Annotated in this window: 6 protein-coding genes; all 6 read left to right on the top strand. The window is 66.9% G+C overall.

The features are described 5' to 3' along the window. Complete coding sequence (locus CJ179_RS07360) at positions 1–1,401, top strand: acyl-CoA synthetase (RefSeq protein ID WP_072940468.1); 1,401 nt, start codon at positions 1–3, stop codon at positions 1,399–1,401. Positions 1,402–1,453: 52 nt separating this feature from the next. Then, a complete protein-coding gene (locus CJ179_RS07355; RefSeq protein WP_095861088.1) occupies positions 1,454–2,494 on the top strand; it encodes an NADP-dependent oxidoreductase in 1,041 nt (346 codons plus the stop codon). Positions 2,495–2,639: 145 nt separating this feature from the next. Further along, complete coding sequence (locus tag CJ179_RS07350; RefSeq protein ID WP_095861087.1) at positions 2,640–3,878, top strand: CdaR family transcriptional regulator; 1,239 nt, start codon at positions 2,640–2,642, stop codon at positions 3,876–3,878. Between the two features lie 145 nt (positions 3,879–4,023). Further along, the gene (locus CJ179_RS07345; protein ID WP_095861086.1) at positions 4,024–5,670 is read left to right on the top strand and encodes a substrate-binding and VWA domain-containing protein; all 1,647 of its coding nucleotides are present in this window, start codon (positions 4,024–4,026) and stop codon (positions 5,668–5,670) included. A gap of 167 nt (positions 5,671–5,837) precedes the next feature. Beyond that, on the top strand, positions 5,838–8,195 hold the full coding sequence (locus CJ179_RS07340; RefSeq protein ID WP_095861410.1) for an arylsulfatase: 2,358 nt from the start codon (positions 5,838–5,840) through the stop codon (positions 8,193–8,195). An 86-nt stretch (positions 8,196–8,281) separates the two neighbouring features. Continuing rightward, on the top strand, positions 8,282–17,155 hold an 8,874-nt coding region (locus CJ179_RS07335; protein WP_143548878.1), incomplete at its 3' end, for a non-ribosomal peptide synthetase.

Raw genomic sequence — 17,155 nt, 5'->3', positions numbered from 1 at the left:
GTGCTGCTGCGATCTCTGAATCCTCTGGCCGTCGCCCAGGGCGACGACATTCCCGACGCCATCCGGATCGGCGACACCACCCTGTCCCGCGGCGACGTGCTCGGCGCGGCGACGTCCGTGGCCGAACGGGTGGCACGCGCGGATCGGGTCGCGATTCTCGCCACCCCCACTGTGACCACGGTCCTCGCCGTTGTGGGCTGCCTCATCGCGGGTGTGACCGCGGTGCCGGTGCCACCCGATTCCGGACCCGCCGAACTCGAGCACATCCTGCGCGATTCCGGTGCGCAGGCGTGGCTCGGTGAGGCGCCGCCGGACGCTGCGGGCCTGCCCGTCGTGCCGGTGCGTGTCCACGCCCGGTCGTGGCACAGCTACCCCGAACCGCCCGAGTCGAGCATCGCGTTCGTGCTCTACACGTCCGGTACCACGGGACCGCCCAAGGGGGTCCTGATCAGCAGGAAGGCCATTGCCGCCGGTCTCGACGCCCTCGCGGACGCCTGGCAGTGGACCCGCAACGACACTCTGGTGCAAGGACTTCCGCTGTTCCACATCCACGGGCTCATCCTCGGTGTGCTGGGACCGTTGCGTATCGGCAGCAGGCTCGTCCACACGGTCAAACCCACCCCGGCGGCCTACGCGGCGGCACGGGGAACGATGTACTTCGGTGTCCCCACGGTGTGGAGTCGTATTGCCGGCGACCCCGAGTCGGCGCGGGCGCTGTCGGGTGCGCGACTGCTGGTGTCGGGGAGCGCCCCGCTGCCCGTCCCGGTGTTCGAGAAGGTGCAGGAGCTGACCGGGCTCGCACTCGTCGAACGGTACGGCATGAGCGAGACGATGCTCACGCTCAGCACCCGGGCCGACGGCGAGCGTCGCCCGGGGTGGGTCGGTGTGCCGGTCCGCGGCGTCGAGACCCGGCTGCGCGACGAGCGCGGTGGCGACGTCCCCCACGACGGCGAATCCATCGGCGGTCTGCAGGTGCGGGGGCCCATGCTGTTCGACGGCTACCTCGGCAGGCCCGACGCGACCGCCGAATCCTTCACGGACGACGGCTTCTTCAAGACCGGTGACGTCGCCGTCATCGACCAGGGCGGGTTCCACCGCATCGTCGGCCGCGAATCCACGGACCTGATCAAGTCGGGTGGATTCCGCGTCGGGGCCGGTGAGGTGGAGACGTCCCTCCTCGGCCACCCCAGCGTGCGGGAGGCGGCGGTCGTCGGCCTCCCCGACCCGGACCTCGGTCAGCGGCTCGTGGCGTTCGTGGTGGGGGACGACGTGTCGGAGGCCGCGCTGATCGATCACGTCGCCACCGAACTGTCGGTGCACAAGCGGCCCCGCGAGATTCGCGTCGTCGAGTCGCTTCCCCGCAACGCGATGGGCAAGGTGCAGAAGAAGCAGCTGTTCTGAAATCGGTAAGGTGGCGGGCGATACCGGCCCAACACGGATTGGCAGGCGCACAGTGAGTGTCGAGAGCATCGTTCAGAGCACCCGGATCGTCCTCGCCTCCCGGCCGGACGGCGCGCCGACCGCCGACAACTTCCGGCTCGAGGCGGTGAATCTCCCCGACCCCGCCGAAGGCCAGGTGCTGATCCGCGTCATCTACCTGTCGCTCGACCCGTACATGCGCGGCCGGATGAGTGCCGCCGAGTCGTACGCCGACCCGGTCGAGATCGACGAGGTCATGGTCGGTGGCACCGTCGGGCAGGTCGTCGACTCCCGGCACCCGGATTTCGCGACCGGTGACTACGTTCTCGGGTACGCGGGATGGCAGTCGCACGCCGTGGTCGACGGCAACCACCTCCGCGCACTCGACCGCGACGCCGCGCCGTTGTCGACCGCGGTCGGAGTGCTCGGCATGCCCGGCTTCACCGCGTACTCCGGCCTGCTGAAGATCGGGCAACCGAAAGCGGGCGAGACGGTGGTCGTCGCGGCGGCCAGTGGTCCGGTCGGCTCGGCCGTGGGACAGATCGCGAAACGGAAGGGCGCCCGGGCGGTCGGGATCGCAGGCGGACCGGAGAAGTGCGCCTACCTGCTGGACGAACTCGGATTCGACGCCGCCGTCGACCACCGGTCTCCGAACTTCGCAGAGGAGCTGCGCGCCGCGTGCCCCGACGGCATCGACGTCTACTTCGAGAACGTCGGCGGTGCGGTGGCCGCGGCGGTGCTGCCGCTGCTCAACCTGTACGCGCGCGTTCCCGTGTGCGGCCTGATCGCGCAGTACAACGACACCGAGGCCCCCGAGGGGCCGGATCGGCTGCCCGGGTTCTTTTCCCGGGTGCTCGTCAAGAGCCTCACCATCCGCGGGTTCATCCAGAGCGAGTTCGTCTCAGAGATGTACGCGGACTTCCAGCGCGACGTGTCCGAGTGGATCCGGGAGGGCCGATTCGCCTACCGCGAGGACATCGTCGACGGGCTCGAGAATGCGCCCGCGGCGTTCATCGGGCTCCTCCGGGGCAGCAACTTCGGCAAGCTGGTCGTCCGGGTCGCCGAGGAGAACTGACCGACCATCGGCTGTGGTGCCGGTATTCGCCCTGGACAGGGCGCTGTCGTGATAGAACGGTGACAGAAGCGGACCCTCGTTATGTGTGCGTGATGTCGATGATGCGGGAGTTCGGTGTCATCCACATATGGAAGCGGTCAGATCTATGACGAATCACAGTCCGGGGGCGGGTTCGCAGATCCTCGTCGACGGCAGGCCCGCGTCCGCCCCGCTGCGCGACACGCTGACCGTCGCGCAGAAACTGGTCCGCCACTTCGCCGACAACGTCACCCCGTGCGGTTCGCTGCCCGGTGAACAACTGCAGAGCGACGTCATGGATTTCACGATCGCCTGCCTCGGTCTCGGCATCCAGATGCTCGACGAGGGCATCAGCCCGACGGACGAGGACCTCGCGGAGGTGCGCAACAGTTCCGCGCGCTGGGCCCGCGAGGGGTTCCCGCTGAAACTCGTGCTCCGCATCCTCCACGAAGGCATCCGCGAGGCCGGCGACCTCGTCGCCTCGAACGCCCGCGAGGAAGACCTGCCCGAACTCCTGGTCATCCAGAAGGTGATGTTCACCCTCCTCGAATGCGTGACGGTCGCCGCCACGACCAGCTACGTGGAGGAACTCGAAGCGGTCAACAGCGAACGCGACGGCGCCGCAGTCAATCTCGTCACGGCGCTGTTCAGCGGCCGAAAGGCGGCGACGGCGGCCCGGCACGCAGGTGTGGAGCTGGCCGACGAGTACGTGGTGCTGGGGCTGTCGATTCCGTCGCATCCCACCGAGGCCGTGACCCACCGGCGCAAGGCCGTCGTCGCCCGGCAGAAGCTGCGCCGGTTGCAGATCGAACTGGCGGACGCCGCGGGTGGGGCAGCCCTGTGTTCGCTGAGCCCGGACGGCGGAACGCTGTTGCTTCCGGGCTCGCCGGAGCGGGCGTGGATGGTCTCCCTGCTCGACCGGATCGGAGCGGCCGCCGGGGTTCCCCTCACCGCCACGGCGACCCGGGTCCGCACTGCCGGTATCCCCGCGGCGGCGGACCAGGTCCACGAACTCCTCGACCTCGCCGATCAGCTGGCCCTGGAGCCGGGCCTCTACGAGATGGACGATCTGGCGCTCGAATACCAGCTCACCCGGCCGGGGCCGGGCAGGACCCACCTGGCTCGGCTCCTCGAACCGCTGCAGGGCTCGCCCGAACTGATCGAGACGCTCGAGGTGCACATCGGCCACGATCTGAATCGGCAGCGCACCGCGAAGCAGATGCACCTGCACACCAATACGGTGGACTACCGGCTCAAACGGGTGGCGCAGCTGACGGGCTGCGATCCGACCCGGCCCTCCGGGCTCCGGCGGATCCAGGCCGCGCTCGTGGCACGCCGGCTAGAGGTCGAGCAACCCAATCGCTGACCGGTCCGCTCGCGCCGCCGAGTGGAAATTCCTGTCACCAGCGCAAAGTTCTGCGGAGCACCGTTCGCTACGATGTGGGCCGGATCATATTCGGTCCGGTGCGACGGTGGTCGTCTCGTGACCGAACTGTTAGAGGGGGCAGGCGATGGCCGGAGGGCGTCATTCGAGCGCGGGGCCGGAGCGGGAGGGGCGCTCACCCGCCTTCTACGCGGTGTGCGCTGCCGCCGTGATCGGGCTCGTGGCCTCCGTCGTGGTCGTCGTTCAGGCGGTGCGCTCCTGGGCGGACGAGTGCGACCAGGTCACCGACTACACCCTCGCCGCCGACCCGAGCATCGCTCCCGCCCTCGGCGGCATCCTCGGCGAAGCGAAGCGCACCGACCTGGGCTGTGCGAACGTCGCCGTCGGCGCCGCGACGTCCGGCGACATCGCGGGACGGCTCGGCAAGGGAACCGGCGCCCCGGATCTCTGGATCCCCGACAGCGGCGCCTGGGTGGGCAAGGCGGCACTCACCGCGGCCGGACCGGTCGAGGTCATGACGGGGTCGATCGCGTCCTCGCCCGTCGTGCTGGCCTCCCGCGAGGAGGACGCCCCCACGTCGCCGACGTGGCTCGCCGCCCTGCAAATCAAGGACATCCAGCTGGGCAACCCCCTCGTGACCGGGGTCGCGCAGGCGCCGATCAACGCGGCACTCGCCGAGGGCCAGGCCGACCCCGTGTCCGCGGGGACGGTGCGGGCCGCGCTGGTTCCGCTCGCGCAGGAGGAAAGCGCGCGCACCGCGGACGAACCCGTCGGCGAGGAGATGCTCCAGGGTGTCGTCGACAACGGCGGAGTCGCCGTCGCCACCGAACAGTCCGTGCTCGAATTCACCGACGGTGACGGCGCCCGCACGCTCGCCGCGACGGTGCCCCCGACGGGCAGCAACTTCATGAACTTCCCGCTCGTCGTCACGTCGCCTGCCCCGGACCGGCACTACAAGGCCACCCAGGTGGCACGCGCCGTCGCCGCGGTCCTCGGCGGCGAGGAGGCCCGCGCGGTGCTCGCCGAGCACGGATTCCGCGGACCGGACGGAAGTCCACCGGCCGACGGCCGCGGCGTCGGCAGGATCACCAAGCTCGCGCTCGACGACGAGTCGCCGTTGCAGGACGCCCTGGGCGGGTGGGCGATGATGGCACTGCCGATCCGCACACTCGTCGCGATCGACGTGTCGGGGTCGATGGAGACCCCGGCCGGCGACCGGTCGCGCATGGATCTGACGGTCGATGCCGCCCTCGAAGGCAACGCGATGTTCCCGGACAGCGTGTCCGCCGGGTTGTGGGCGTTCTCGCAGGGGCTCGGCGGGGGACCGCAGGACTACCAGGAGCTGGTCCCGATCCGCCGCTACGACACCGTGGTGGACGGACTCACGCAGCGTGCGCTGATGGCCCAGCAGGCGGGAAAGGTCGAGGGGCTGATCGGCGGCGGCACCGGCCTGTACGACACGACGCTCGCCGCGTTCCGGACGGTGCAGGACACGTACGACCCGCGCGCAGTGAACAGTGTGATCATCCTGACCGACGGCGCCAACGAGGACCCGGACTCGATCACGAAGGAACAGCTCCTGAGCATCCTGGAGCGTGAGATGGACCCGGCCCGGCCCGTCATCATCGTGACCATCGGCATCACCGACGACGCCGACGCGGCCACGCTTGCCGAGATCTCGCGGGTGACCGGAGGGTCGAGCTACGTCGCGAAGGATCCCGCCGACATCGCCAACGTGTTCGTCAACGCGCTGGCCGCCCGCGGCCGCAGCTAGGGGAATTCCGTTCCGGCGCAGCGTGTGCCGACAAAAAGACGGTTCGGTTCGGCGGCCGGGTTCCACGTGTGGCGAGCGGAGCGGATTTTCCGGCCGGTACCTCTAGCCATCCACCTGCCGGTAGTGCTTGGGTGGAAGTGAGTGGGATCTCATTCGAGGAGCACATCATGGCCAAGCCGTTCAGAGGTGTCGTCAATCTCGATATTCGTGACTCTGTCCCGGACTGGGGACCGTACGAGCAACCGAAGGCCCCGCCAGGCTCACCGAACGTGCTGTACATCGTCCTCGACGACGTCGGGTTCGGTGCCCTGGGCTGTTACGGCGGGCCGATCGAGACGCCGAACATCGACAAGATCGCCGCCAACGGGCTGCGCTACGGTCAATGGCACACCACGGCCCTGTGCTCCCCGACCCGGTCCTGCCTGCTGACCGGCCGCAATCACACCACCAACGGAATGGCCTGTATCAGTGAGGCCGCGGTCGGTTTTCCCGGCGGCAACGGACACATCCCGCCGGAGTGCGCGACCCTCGCCGAGGTCCTGGTCGAGCAGGGGTTCAGCACGGCGATGGTCGGAAAGTGGCATCTGTGTGCCGAGGACGAGATGAACCTCGCCTCCACCAAGCGCAATTGGCCCGTCGGCCGTGGTTTCGAACGCTTCTACGGCTTCCTCGGGGCGGAGACCAACCAGTGGTATCCCGATCTGGTCCACGACAACCACCCCGTGCAGCAACCGGCCACTCCGGAGGAGGGCTACCACTTCAGCGTCGACATCACCGACAAGGCCATCCAATACCTCGACGACGTCAAGGCGATCGCCCCCGACCGTCCGGTGTTCCTGTACTACGCGCCGGGCTGCGCGCACGCACCACACCAGGTGCCCCAGGAGTGGGCCGACCGCTACCGGGGCCGGTTCGACGAAGGTTACGAGGCCTTGCGCGAGCAGACCCTGGCCCGGCAGAAGGAAATGGGCCTGGTACCCCAGAACACCGAACTTCCCCCGCTGAACCCGATCGGGACCCCCGACACGCGCACCGGACCCGACGGGCAACCGTTCCCGCCGCTCGACTTCACCCGACCCTGGGACACCCTCTCCGCCGACGAGAAACGGCTCTTCGCCCGAATGGCCGAGGTGTACGCGGGGTTCCTGTCTCACTGCGACGACCAGATCGGGCGCCTGATGGGCTACCTCGAGGAGATCGAACAGCTCGACAACACCATTGTCATGCTGGTCTCCGACAACGGCGCCAGCGGTGAGGGCGGCCCCAACGGTTCGGTCAACGAGAACAAGGTCGCCAACAGTGTGCCGGACGACATGGCCGAGAACATGAAGATGCTCGACGAGCTCGGCAGCACCAGAACCTACAACCACTACCCGAACGGGTGGGCGATGGGCTTCAACGCCCCGTTCAAGATGTGGAAGAGGTATTCGTTCAACGGCGGCACCTGCGACCCGTGCATCATCTCGTGGCCCGCCGGGATCGCCGCCCGTGGCGAGACCCGCGACCAATATCACCACGCCATCGATCTCGTCCCGACCGTGCTGGACTGCATGGGGATCGAACTGCCCGACACCGTGAAGGGTTACACCCAGCACCCGCTGCAGGGCGTGAGCATGCGGTACAGCTTCGATGCGGCCACCATTCCGACGGCGAAGCACACCCAGTTCTACTCGATGCTCGGCACCCGAGGCATCTGGCACGACGGTTGGAAGGCCGTGAGCACCCATCCGGCGATCAGCGGCTGGGGCCGGTTCCCCGAGGACTCGTGGGAGCTCTACCACACCGACGTCGACCGCGCCGAGCTGCGGGACCTCGCCGCCGACGAGCCCGGGCGGCTCGCCGAGCTGATCGGCCTGTGGTTCCACGAGGCCGGCGCCAACCAGGCGCTGCCCCTCGACGACCGCTCGGCGGTCGAGATCTTCACCACCCCCCGCCCCCAGCTCGCGGCGCCGCGCAACCGCTACGTCTACCGGGCGGGCGGTGCCGAGGTGCCCGAGTCGGTGGCGGTCAACATCCGAAACCGCTCCTACTCGATCGGCGCGCTGGTCGATCTCCGCGAACCCGGGGCGTCCGGTGTGCTGTTCGCACACGGCAGCCGCTTCGGTGGGCACGCCCTGTACGTCAAGGACAACCGCCTGCATTACGTCTACAACTTCCTCGGCAGCGAGGAACAGCGGATCAGCGCCACCGAGGATCTGCCGACCGGCGAGAACCTGCTCCTGGCCGCCTCGTTCGACAAGGACGGTGAGGATCCGCCCGGCACCGCTCACGGGGTGCTGACCCTGTACTACGGGGACCGCCAGGTCGGCGAGGGCAGGATCCGAACTCAGCCCGGCAAGTTCAGCATCGCCGGCGAGGGCCTCAGTGCCGGCCGCGACACCGGGGAACCCGTCACCGACGACTATCTCGGCACCGCGCCGTGGGCGTTCACCGGCGGCACCCTGAACCGGGTGGCAGTCGACGTCAGCGGTGAACCCTACGTCGACCTCGAACGCGAAGCAGCCGCCATGCTCTCGCGCGAGTGAGAGCATGGCGCCTCGACGGAGTCACCACTCCCTGGATTGCTGTCGCCACCGGGCGAAATCCCTACCGCCGTTCGGGAGGGCACATCATGGTCGCGATGAACTCATTTCGGGTTTCGTCCGCCCAGGAGGCGCTCTGGCTGGCGCAGAGGTTGGCGCCTGGCCTTTCGAACAATATTGCAGCGTATCTCGATATTTCCGGTGACATCGACCCTCCGGTGATGGAAGCCGCGCTGCGGCGAGTGGCGAAAGAGGCCCGTTCGGTACTGGTGAATTTCGTCGAGGACGGGGACGGCCCACGCCAGGTCGCGCGGGATTCGAACTCGTGGAAACCGTTCTTCGTCGATGTCAGTGCTGCGGCAGACCCCGAATCGGCGGCGAAAGCGTCGATGGCAGAGGTCTGCGCCGTGCCCTTCGATCTGGAACATGATGCGCTGTATCGAGCAGGCTTGATCAAGGTTCACGGCGCGCGATTCTTCCTGTGCGCCGTCTGCCACCACATCGTGATGGACGGGTTCGGCGTCGCGATTCTCGCGCGTCGAATCGGTGAAATCTACACAGCGCTGAAGGCGGGAAGACCGATCCCTGAATCCGGATTCGGCGGACCGGGACTGATTGTCGACGAAGATGCCCGCTACCGGCAGTCCGATCGATTCGCCCGCGACAAGGAGTTCTGGCGAAACTACACCGCTGCCTTGCCCGAACCACTGCGACTGCCACGGCATCCGAGTTCGCCGGTTCCCGTGACTTTGCATCACAGCCTGACGGTGTCGGACGATGAGACCGCGCAATTGCTCACGGCGGCAGAATCGATCGGGACACCGGTGCCGGGCTTCCTGGCGGCAGCGGTAGCCGGACTCTTCCACCGGCTGTCGGGTACGTCGGAATTCATGATGCGATTGGCCGTCGCCAATCGAGTCGGTGCCGCCCGGCGAACCCCGGGGCTGGTATCGAATTGGGTGCCCTTCCGGGTGGAGATCCCCCCGCGGTCGCTTTTCGCCGCAGTCGCGCACGACGTGGGTACCGCGATTCGTTCCGTTTTGCGTCATTCCCGTTACCAGGGTTCTGACATAAGACGAGACAGAGGATTGTCCGGATCCATGGAGAATCGGTTCGGTCCGATTCTGAATATCATCCCGTTCTTCGATTCGATCGACTTTGCCGGCAACCCGTCATCCATGCGCGGCGTGTCGTTCGGCCCCGTGGACGACCTTTCGATTTCGATCTACTACGGCGGACGCAACAGTGCAGGCATGCACATCGAGATCGACGCGAACGGCGCGCTGCACAGCAGTGAGGACGTCAGGCTCTATGCGGATCTGCTGATGGCTTTCGTTCGTGCGGTCGTCGCCGATCCGGCAGGCCGGACAGAGCAATACGACTTCCTCCGACCCACCGAACGCGAACTGGTACTGCGGACCTGGAACGACACGACGGTACCGGTTCCCCAGGCCACCCTTCCCGGCCTGGTCGAACAGCGGGCCGCCGCGACACCCGACGCGGTGGCGCTGACTCTCGGCGATGGGCACTGGACCTATCGAGACGTCAATGACCGGGCGAATCGGTTGGCGCGGTATCTCATCGCGTGCGGTGTGGGCCCCGAATCCATCGTGGCCGTCGCGATGCCACGTTCGTCCGAACTGATCGTCGCACTCCTTGCGACTCTCAAGGCCGGTGGCGGATATCTTCCGATCGATCCGAACTATCCCAGCGCGCGAACCGCTTTCATTCTCACCGATGCCGCACCCCTCCTGGTTCTGACCGACACCGCGACCGCCGCATCGTTGCCGGACAACGACATTCCTTGTCTCGTGTTGGACCCGGACGACGCCGGCACCGAGGGAATCTCAGCGGTGACCAACCCTGCCGACGATGAGCGGATCGCCCCGCTGAGACCCTCCAACACCGCGTACGTCATGTATACATCCGGTTCGACCGGCACCCCGAAAGGGGTTGTCATCACCCACCGCAACGTGGTGTCGTTGTTTGCCGGGACCGATCGGTGGTGCGGTTTCGGAGATGGGGATGTGTGGGCCTGGTGTCATTCACAGGCCTTCGACTTCTCGGTGTGGGAGTTGTGGGGGGCATTGGTGCACGGCGGGCGAGTCGTGATCGTGCCCTGGGACGTGGTGCGCTCGCCCGCCGAGTTGTGGAATCTGGTGCGGCGGGAGCAGGTGACGATCCTCAATCAGACCCCCTCCGCGTTCTACGAGTTCGCAGACGCCGAACGCAGGGACCATTCCCGTGGGCCCGATTCGGTTCTGCGAATGGTGGTTTTCGGGGGAGAGGCATTGGACCCGGGCCGGCTACGCGACTGGCTCCCGGGCGAACGTCCGAACACTCCGGTTCTGGTGAACATGTACGGAATCACCGAAACCACGGTGCATGTGAGCTATCTGGAGTTGACCGCAGGCGTCGGCGACGGCGGTCGTAGCCCGATCGGGACTCCTATCGGCAACGCGCGGATTTACGTGCTGGGTCCGGGACTGGTGCCGGTGCCGATCGGAGCGGCGGGGGAGTTGTACGTCGCCGGGTTCGGGGTCGGCCGAGGATATGTGGGAAGGCCGGGGTTGACGGCGGAACGGTTCGTCGCGTGCCCGTTCGGCGAACCCGGTTCGCGGATGTATCGGTCCGGCGACGTGGTGCGGTGGACGTCCGACGGCGTGCTCGATTTCGTCGGACGGGTGGACGAGCAGGTACAGGTGCGGGGATTCCGGGTCGAACCAGGGGAGGTCGAGACGGCACTGATGTCGCACCCTGCGGTGGCGCAGGCGGCGGTGATCGCCCGGGAACCCGCTGCCGGAACCGATGCACAGCTGGTGGGGTATGTCGTGCTCGACAGGGGTGTCGCGCTCGTCCGTGACAGGGAGCGGGAGGCAGAGCTGGTTTCGCAGTGGCGGCGGGTGTACGACGACCTGTATTCCGGGGACGCGTCCGATGCCGGTGAGCCGCTCGACCAGGCAGCGTTCGGAGAGGATTTCGGGGGGTGGAACAGCAGCTACACCGGGAAGCCCATCGCCCTCGAGCAGATGCGGGAATGGCGCGCGGCGGCCGTCGCACGGATTCGCGAGCTCGGGCCGGCTCGGGTGCTGGAGATCGGAGTCGGAACAGGGCTGTTGCTGTCGCAGTTGGCGCCGCACTGCGAAGAGTATTGGGGCACCGACTTTTCCGCCACCACGATCGACGATCTGCGATCACAGTTGGCGGATCGGCAGGACCCGTGGGTCGAGCGGGTGCACTTGAGGGTCCAGGCCGCCGACGACCTCGGGGGTGTGCCGCTCGGCGTCTTCGACACAGTGGTGTTGAACTCGGTCGTGCAGTACTTCCCGAACGCGGGGTACCTGATCGACGTGATCGACACTGCAGTGCAATTGCTGCGCCCCGGGGGCGTGCTGTTCCTCGGTGACGTGCGGAATCTTGCGTTGCTCCGGGAATTCGCGACAGGCGTGCAGATCGCCAACGCACATGCCGACACAACCGTCATGGTGTTACGCGATCGGGTGCGCCGGAGCATTGAGGCCGAGCAGGAGTTGCTGCTCGCGCCGGAGTTCTTCACAGCGTTGCCGACGCTGATCCCCGACATCGGCGCGGTCGACATTCAACTCGAGCGCGTCCGGTCAGTCAACGAATTAAGCTGTTACAGATACGAAGTCGTGCTGCGCAAGAATCCTGCGAATGCCCGGTCGCTGGCTGATGTGCCGTCGACGTCGTGGCAGCGAATCGGCGATCCCACCGCGCTGCGGAAGTTCCTGACGGGCCGCCGTGCGGACTGTGTGCGGGTGATCGGCGTACCGCACAGGGGACTGGCGCCCGATGTCGAGGCCACACACGCTCTCGACGTTGCCGCTGACCGCGATCACGTTCCCACCCGGCATGAGGCGGACAGCCGGACGGACGCGATGTTGCCGCAGGACTGTCACGACTTGGGTGAGGCGCTGGGGTTCGCGGTGTCGGTGACCTGGTCACCGGCACCGGGCCTGATGGATGTGATATTCACCGATATCACGACCCGGGCGCACGAAAACGCGCACGCATCCGGCGCGGTGTCCGATGTCTACCTGCCCGGGGAACCACTCGGTGACATGACCGAATACGTCAACGACCCCGGTGCAAGCAGACTGCCGTCCGAGGTTCGTCGTTTCGTGGCCGGGCGGCTGCCGGAGTTCATGGTGCCCGCGGCGGTGGTGGTGCTGGATCGGTTGCCGCTGACGGTGAACGGCAAGCTCGACCGAAAAGCGTTGCCCGCGCCGGACTTCGTGGGTGGCGTGTTCCGGGCCCCGCGGTCACGGGTGGAGGAGACGCTGGCGTCGCTCTACGGTGACGTGCTCGGTCTTCCACGGGTGGGGATCGACGACAGTTTCTTCGACCTGGGCGGGCATTCTCTGTCCGCGACGCGGCTGGTGGGGTTGATCCGCAACGCGCTCGGGGTGGAGGTGCCGATCCGGGTGGTGTTCGAGTCCCCGTCGGTCGCGGAGTTGGCGTCCCGGCTGGGTGACGCTGCGGTGGCGAGGGTGTCGTTGCTTCCGCGGGTGCGGCCGGAGCGGGTGCCGTTGTCGTTCGGGCAGGCCCGGTTGTGGTTTCTGTATCTGTTGGAGGGGCCGTCGGCGACGTACAACATTCCGGTGGCGGTGCGGTTGACCGGTGCTCTTGATGTGGGGGCGTTGGTGGCGGGGTTGGGGGATGTGGTGGCTCGGCACGAGAGCCTGCGGACGGTGTTCGGTGAGGATGGCGGTGTGCCGTTCCAGCGGATCCTGTCGGCTGAGCAGGTCGACGCGGAACTGCCGGTTGAGGTCGTCGACGCCGGGGACGGCACTGCGATGGATGTGGTCGCGGAGGCTGCGGGACATCGGTTCGATCTGTCCGGCGAGATTCCGATTCGGGCAACGTTGTTGGAATGCGGTTCCCGAGAGCACATCCTGGTGTTGGTGCTGCACCATATCGCGGGGGATGGGGGTTCGTTGGCGCCGTTGGCTCGGGATGTGGCGGTCGCGTATGCGGCGCGCACCGGGGGCGAGATGCCGGGGTGGGTGCCGTTGCCGGTGCAGTATGCCGATTACACGCTGTGGCAGCGGGAGCTTCTGGGCAGTGCGGATGATCCGCGGAGTGTGCTGGTCGCGCAGGTGGAGTATTGGCGGGCCGAGCTGGCGGGGTTGCCGGAGTGCATCGAGTTGCCGACTGATCGTCGACGTCCGGCCGAACCGAGTTACCGGGGCGGGACCGTGGAGTTCGCGATCGAACCGGAACATGCTTCGGCAGTCACGGAACTTGCCCGCAGATGTGGGGCGACACGATCGATGGTGCTGCAATCCGTGCTCGCCGTGCTGCTCCACCGGCTCGGCGCGGGAGAGGATATCGCGATCGGTGGGCCGATCGCGGGCCGTACCGACGAGGCGTTGTCCGAGTTGGTGGGGTTCTTCGTCAACACCTGGGTGTTGCGGGTGGATGTGTCGGGGAATCCGCGGTTCGATCAGGTCCTCGACCGGGTGCGGGTAAAAGCTCTAGGTGCGTACGAGAATCAGGATGCGCCGTTCGAGCGGTTGGTGGAGTTGCTGAATCCGGTTCGTTCGACGGCGTATCATCCGTTGTTTCAGGTGTCGTTTGCGATGCAGGACAATGTGTTTCCCGATGTCGCGTTCCCCGGGTTGGGGTGGGAGACGTTGCCGGCGTCGACGGGGACGTCGCGTTTCGATCTGTCGTTCACCGTCGCCCCCACCGAACGGCAGGGTCTGGCCGGAGTCATCGAGTACGCGAGTGACCTGTTCGATCGGGCGACGGTGGAGGGTATCGCGGCCCGGTACGTGCGGTTGCTGGAGCTGATCGTCGCGGATCCGCGCGGGCGGATCGAGGGGTACGAGATCCTCGAGCCGGACGAACGCACACTCGTACTGGAGAGCTGGAACGACACGTGCGCACCGATACCGGACTCGACGATCCACGGTTTGTTCGACGCCCAGGTCGCCGCGACTCCGGACGCGGTGGCCGTCACATTCGGCGACGGGACCTGGACCTACCGGGAGCTGAGCAGTCGAGCGAACCGACTGGCACACCGTTTGATCGGTGTGGGTGTCGGACCGGAAGTGCTGGTCGCGGTCGCACTGGAGCGATCACCCGAGTTGATCATCGCGCTTCTGGCCATCCTCGAGGCCGGCGGTGCATACCTCCCCATCGACCCCCGCTATCCGAGTGCACGGACCGAGTTCATCCTGCGCGACGCTGCGCCGATCCTGATCCTGACCGACACCGCGACCGCAAGCATGCTGCCAGACAACGGCATCCCCGCACTGCTGCTCGAGACGTGTTCGGAACAGGGCGAACACTGGGAGGACACCGCCGGCAACGGCCGCACCACAACGCTGCGACCGGACAATACCGCGTACGTGATGTACACCTCCGGATCAACCGGCACCCCGAAAGGGGTGACGATCAGCCACCACAATGTCGTCAACTGCATGGTGCACGTGGCCTCGCGTCTCGGTGCGCCAGGGTTGGCCCGGGTGCTGGCAAGTACATCGGTGAGTTTCGACGTGTCCGTGTTGGAGATTTTCGCCGCGTTGTGCGCCGGCGGGAGTATCGACGTGGTCCGTGACGTTCTCGTGCTCGGCGAACACCGCACCTGGAGCGGGAGTGTGATCAGCACGGTCCCGTCGGTGTTCGCGGAGGTACTCGACCAGATCGAGAACACGGTGAGCGCGGAGACGGTGGTGTTCATCGGTGAGCAGTTGTCCGGTCGATTGCTCGGTGCCGTTCGTGCCGCGATTCCTGGAGTCCGGGTGGTCAATGGGTACGGTCCGACCGAGACCACCGTCTACGTGACCAGCCGGGTTATGGAGCAGTCGGACGAGTGTGCCGGCGAATCGGTGTCGATCGGTGTGCCGGTAAGGAATTCGCGGGTGTTCGTGTTGGGTGCGGGGCTTGGGCCGGTTCCGGTGGGTGTGGTGGGGGAGTTGTATATCGCCGGGGTGCAGTTGGCGCGTGGGTATTTGGGTCGGCCGGGTTTGACGGCGGAGCGGTTCGTGGCGTGTCCGTTCGGTGTGCCTGGTGCGCGGATGTATCGGTCGGGGGATCTGGTGCGGTGGGCGGTTGGTGGTGTGCTCGAGTTCGTGGGGCGTGCTGATGAGCAGGTGAAGGTGCGGGGGTTCCGGGTGGAGCCGGGGGAGGTCGAGGCGGTGCTGCTGTCGCATCCTGCTGTTTCGCAGGCTGTGGTGATTGGTAGTGAGTCTCCGGCGGCTGTTGGGGTGGGGTGTCGGTTGGTGGGGTACGTGGTTCTCGAGTCCGTCGGCACGGTTGCGGGTGTGGGGTTGCGTGAGTTCGTGGCCGGGCGGCTGCCGGAGTTCATGGTTCCGGCGGTGGTGATGGTGGTGGATCGGTTGCCGTTGACGGCGAATGGGAAGCTCGACCGAAAAGCGTTGCCGGCGCCGGAGTTCGTTGGTGGGGTATTTCGTGGGCCGCGGTCGCCGGTGGAGGAGACGTTGGTGGCGTTGTTCGCGGAGGTGCTGGGTGTTCCGCGGGTGGGGATCGATGACGGGTTTTTCGATCTGGGTGGGCATTCGTTGTCGGTGACGCGGTTGGTGAGCCGGATTCGGTCGGTGTTGGGGGTGGAGGTTGCGGTTCGGGTGGTGTTCGAGTGTCCGTCGGTCGCGGAGTTGGCGCCGCGTCTGAGGGAGGGGCCGGTTCGGGTGCCGTTGCTCCCGCGGGTGCGGCCCGAGCGGGTGCCGCTGTCGTTCGCGCAGGCCCGGTTGTGGTTCCTTCACAAATTCGAGGGACCGTCGGCGACGTACAACATTCCGGTGGCGGTGCGGTTGACCGGTGCTCTTGATGTGGGGGCGTTGGTGGCGGGGTTGGGGGATGTGGTGGCTCGGCACGAGAGCCTGCGGACGGTGTTCGGTGAGGACGACGGTGTGCCGTTCCAGCGGATCCTGTCGGCTGAGCAGGTCGACGCGGAACTGCCGGTGGAGGTCGTCGACGCCGGGGACGGCACTGCGATGGATGTGGTCGCGGAGGCGGCGGGCCATCGATTCGACCTGTCGGTGGAGATCCCTGTGCGTGCAACGCTTGTGCGATGCGGCGAGAACCAGCACATCCTGGTGTTGGTGCTGCACCATATCGCGGGAGACGGGGGCTCGTTGGCGCCGCTGGCCCGTGACGTGGCGGTCGCATATGCGGCGCGTACCGGGGGCGAGATGCCGGGATGGGTGCCGTTGCCGGTGCAGTATGCCGATTACACGCTGTGGCAGCGGGACCTTCTGGGGAGCGAGGACGATCCGGGCAGTGTGCTGGCCGCGCAGGTCGGGTATTGGAAGACTGAGCTGGCGGGGTTGCCGGAGTGTATCGAGCTGCCTACCGATCGTCGGAGGCCGGCGGCGCCGAGTTACCGTGGCGGCACGGTGGAGTTCGCGATCGAACCGGAACGTGCTTCGGCAGTCACGGATCTTGCCCGCAGATGTGGGGCGACACGATCGATGGTGCTGCAATCCGTGCTCGCGGTGCTGCTCCACCGGCTCGGCGCGGGAGAGGATATCGCGATCGGTGGGCCGATCGCGGGCCGTACCGACGAGGCGTTGTCCGAGTTGGTGGGGTTCTTCGTGAACACGTGGGTGTTGCGGGTGGATGTGTCGGGGAATCCGCGGTTCGATCAGGTCCTCGACCGGGTGCGGGTAAAGGCTCTAGGTGCGTACGAGAATCAGGATGCGCCGTTCGAGCGGTTGGTGGAGTTGCTGAATCCGGTTCGTTCGACGGCGTATCATCCGTTGTTTCAGGTGTCGTTTGCGATGCAGGACAATGTGTTTCCCGATGTCGCGTTCCCCGGGTTGGGGTGGGAGACGTTGCCGGCGTCGACGGGGACGTCGCGTTTCGATCTGTCGTTCAGTCTCGCCCCCACCGAACGGCAGGGTCTGGCGGGGGTTGTCGAGTACGCGAGTGACCTGTTCGATCGGGCGACGGTGGAGGGTATCGCGGCCCGGTAT

Source organism: Rhodococcus sp. ACS1 (assembly GCF_002300155.1).
In the GTDB taxonomy this organism is placed as follows: domain Bacteria; phylum Actinomycetota; class Actinomycetes; order Mycobacteriales; family Mycobacteriaceae; genus Rhodococcus_F; species Rhodococcus_F koreensis.
The sequence above is the reverse complement of the archived record's forward strand: the minus strand, read 5'-3'. Positions and strand labels throughout refer to the sequence as shown.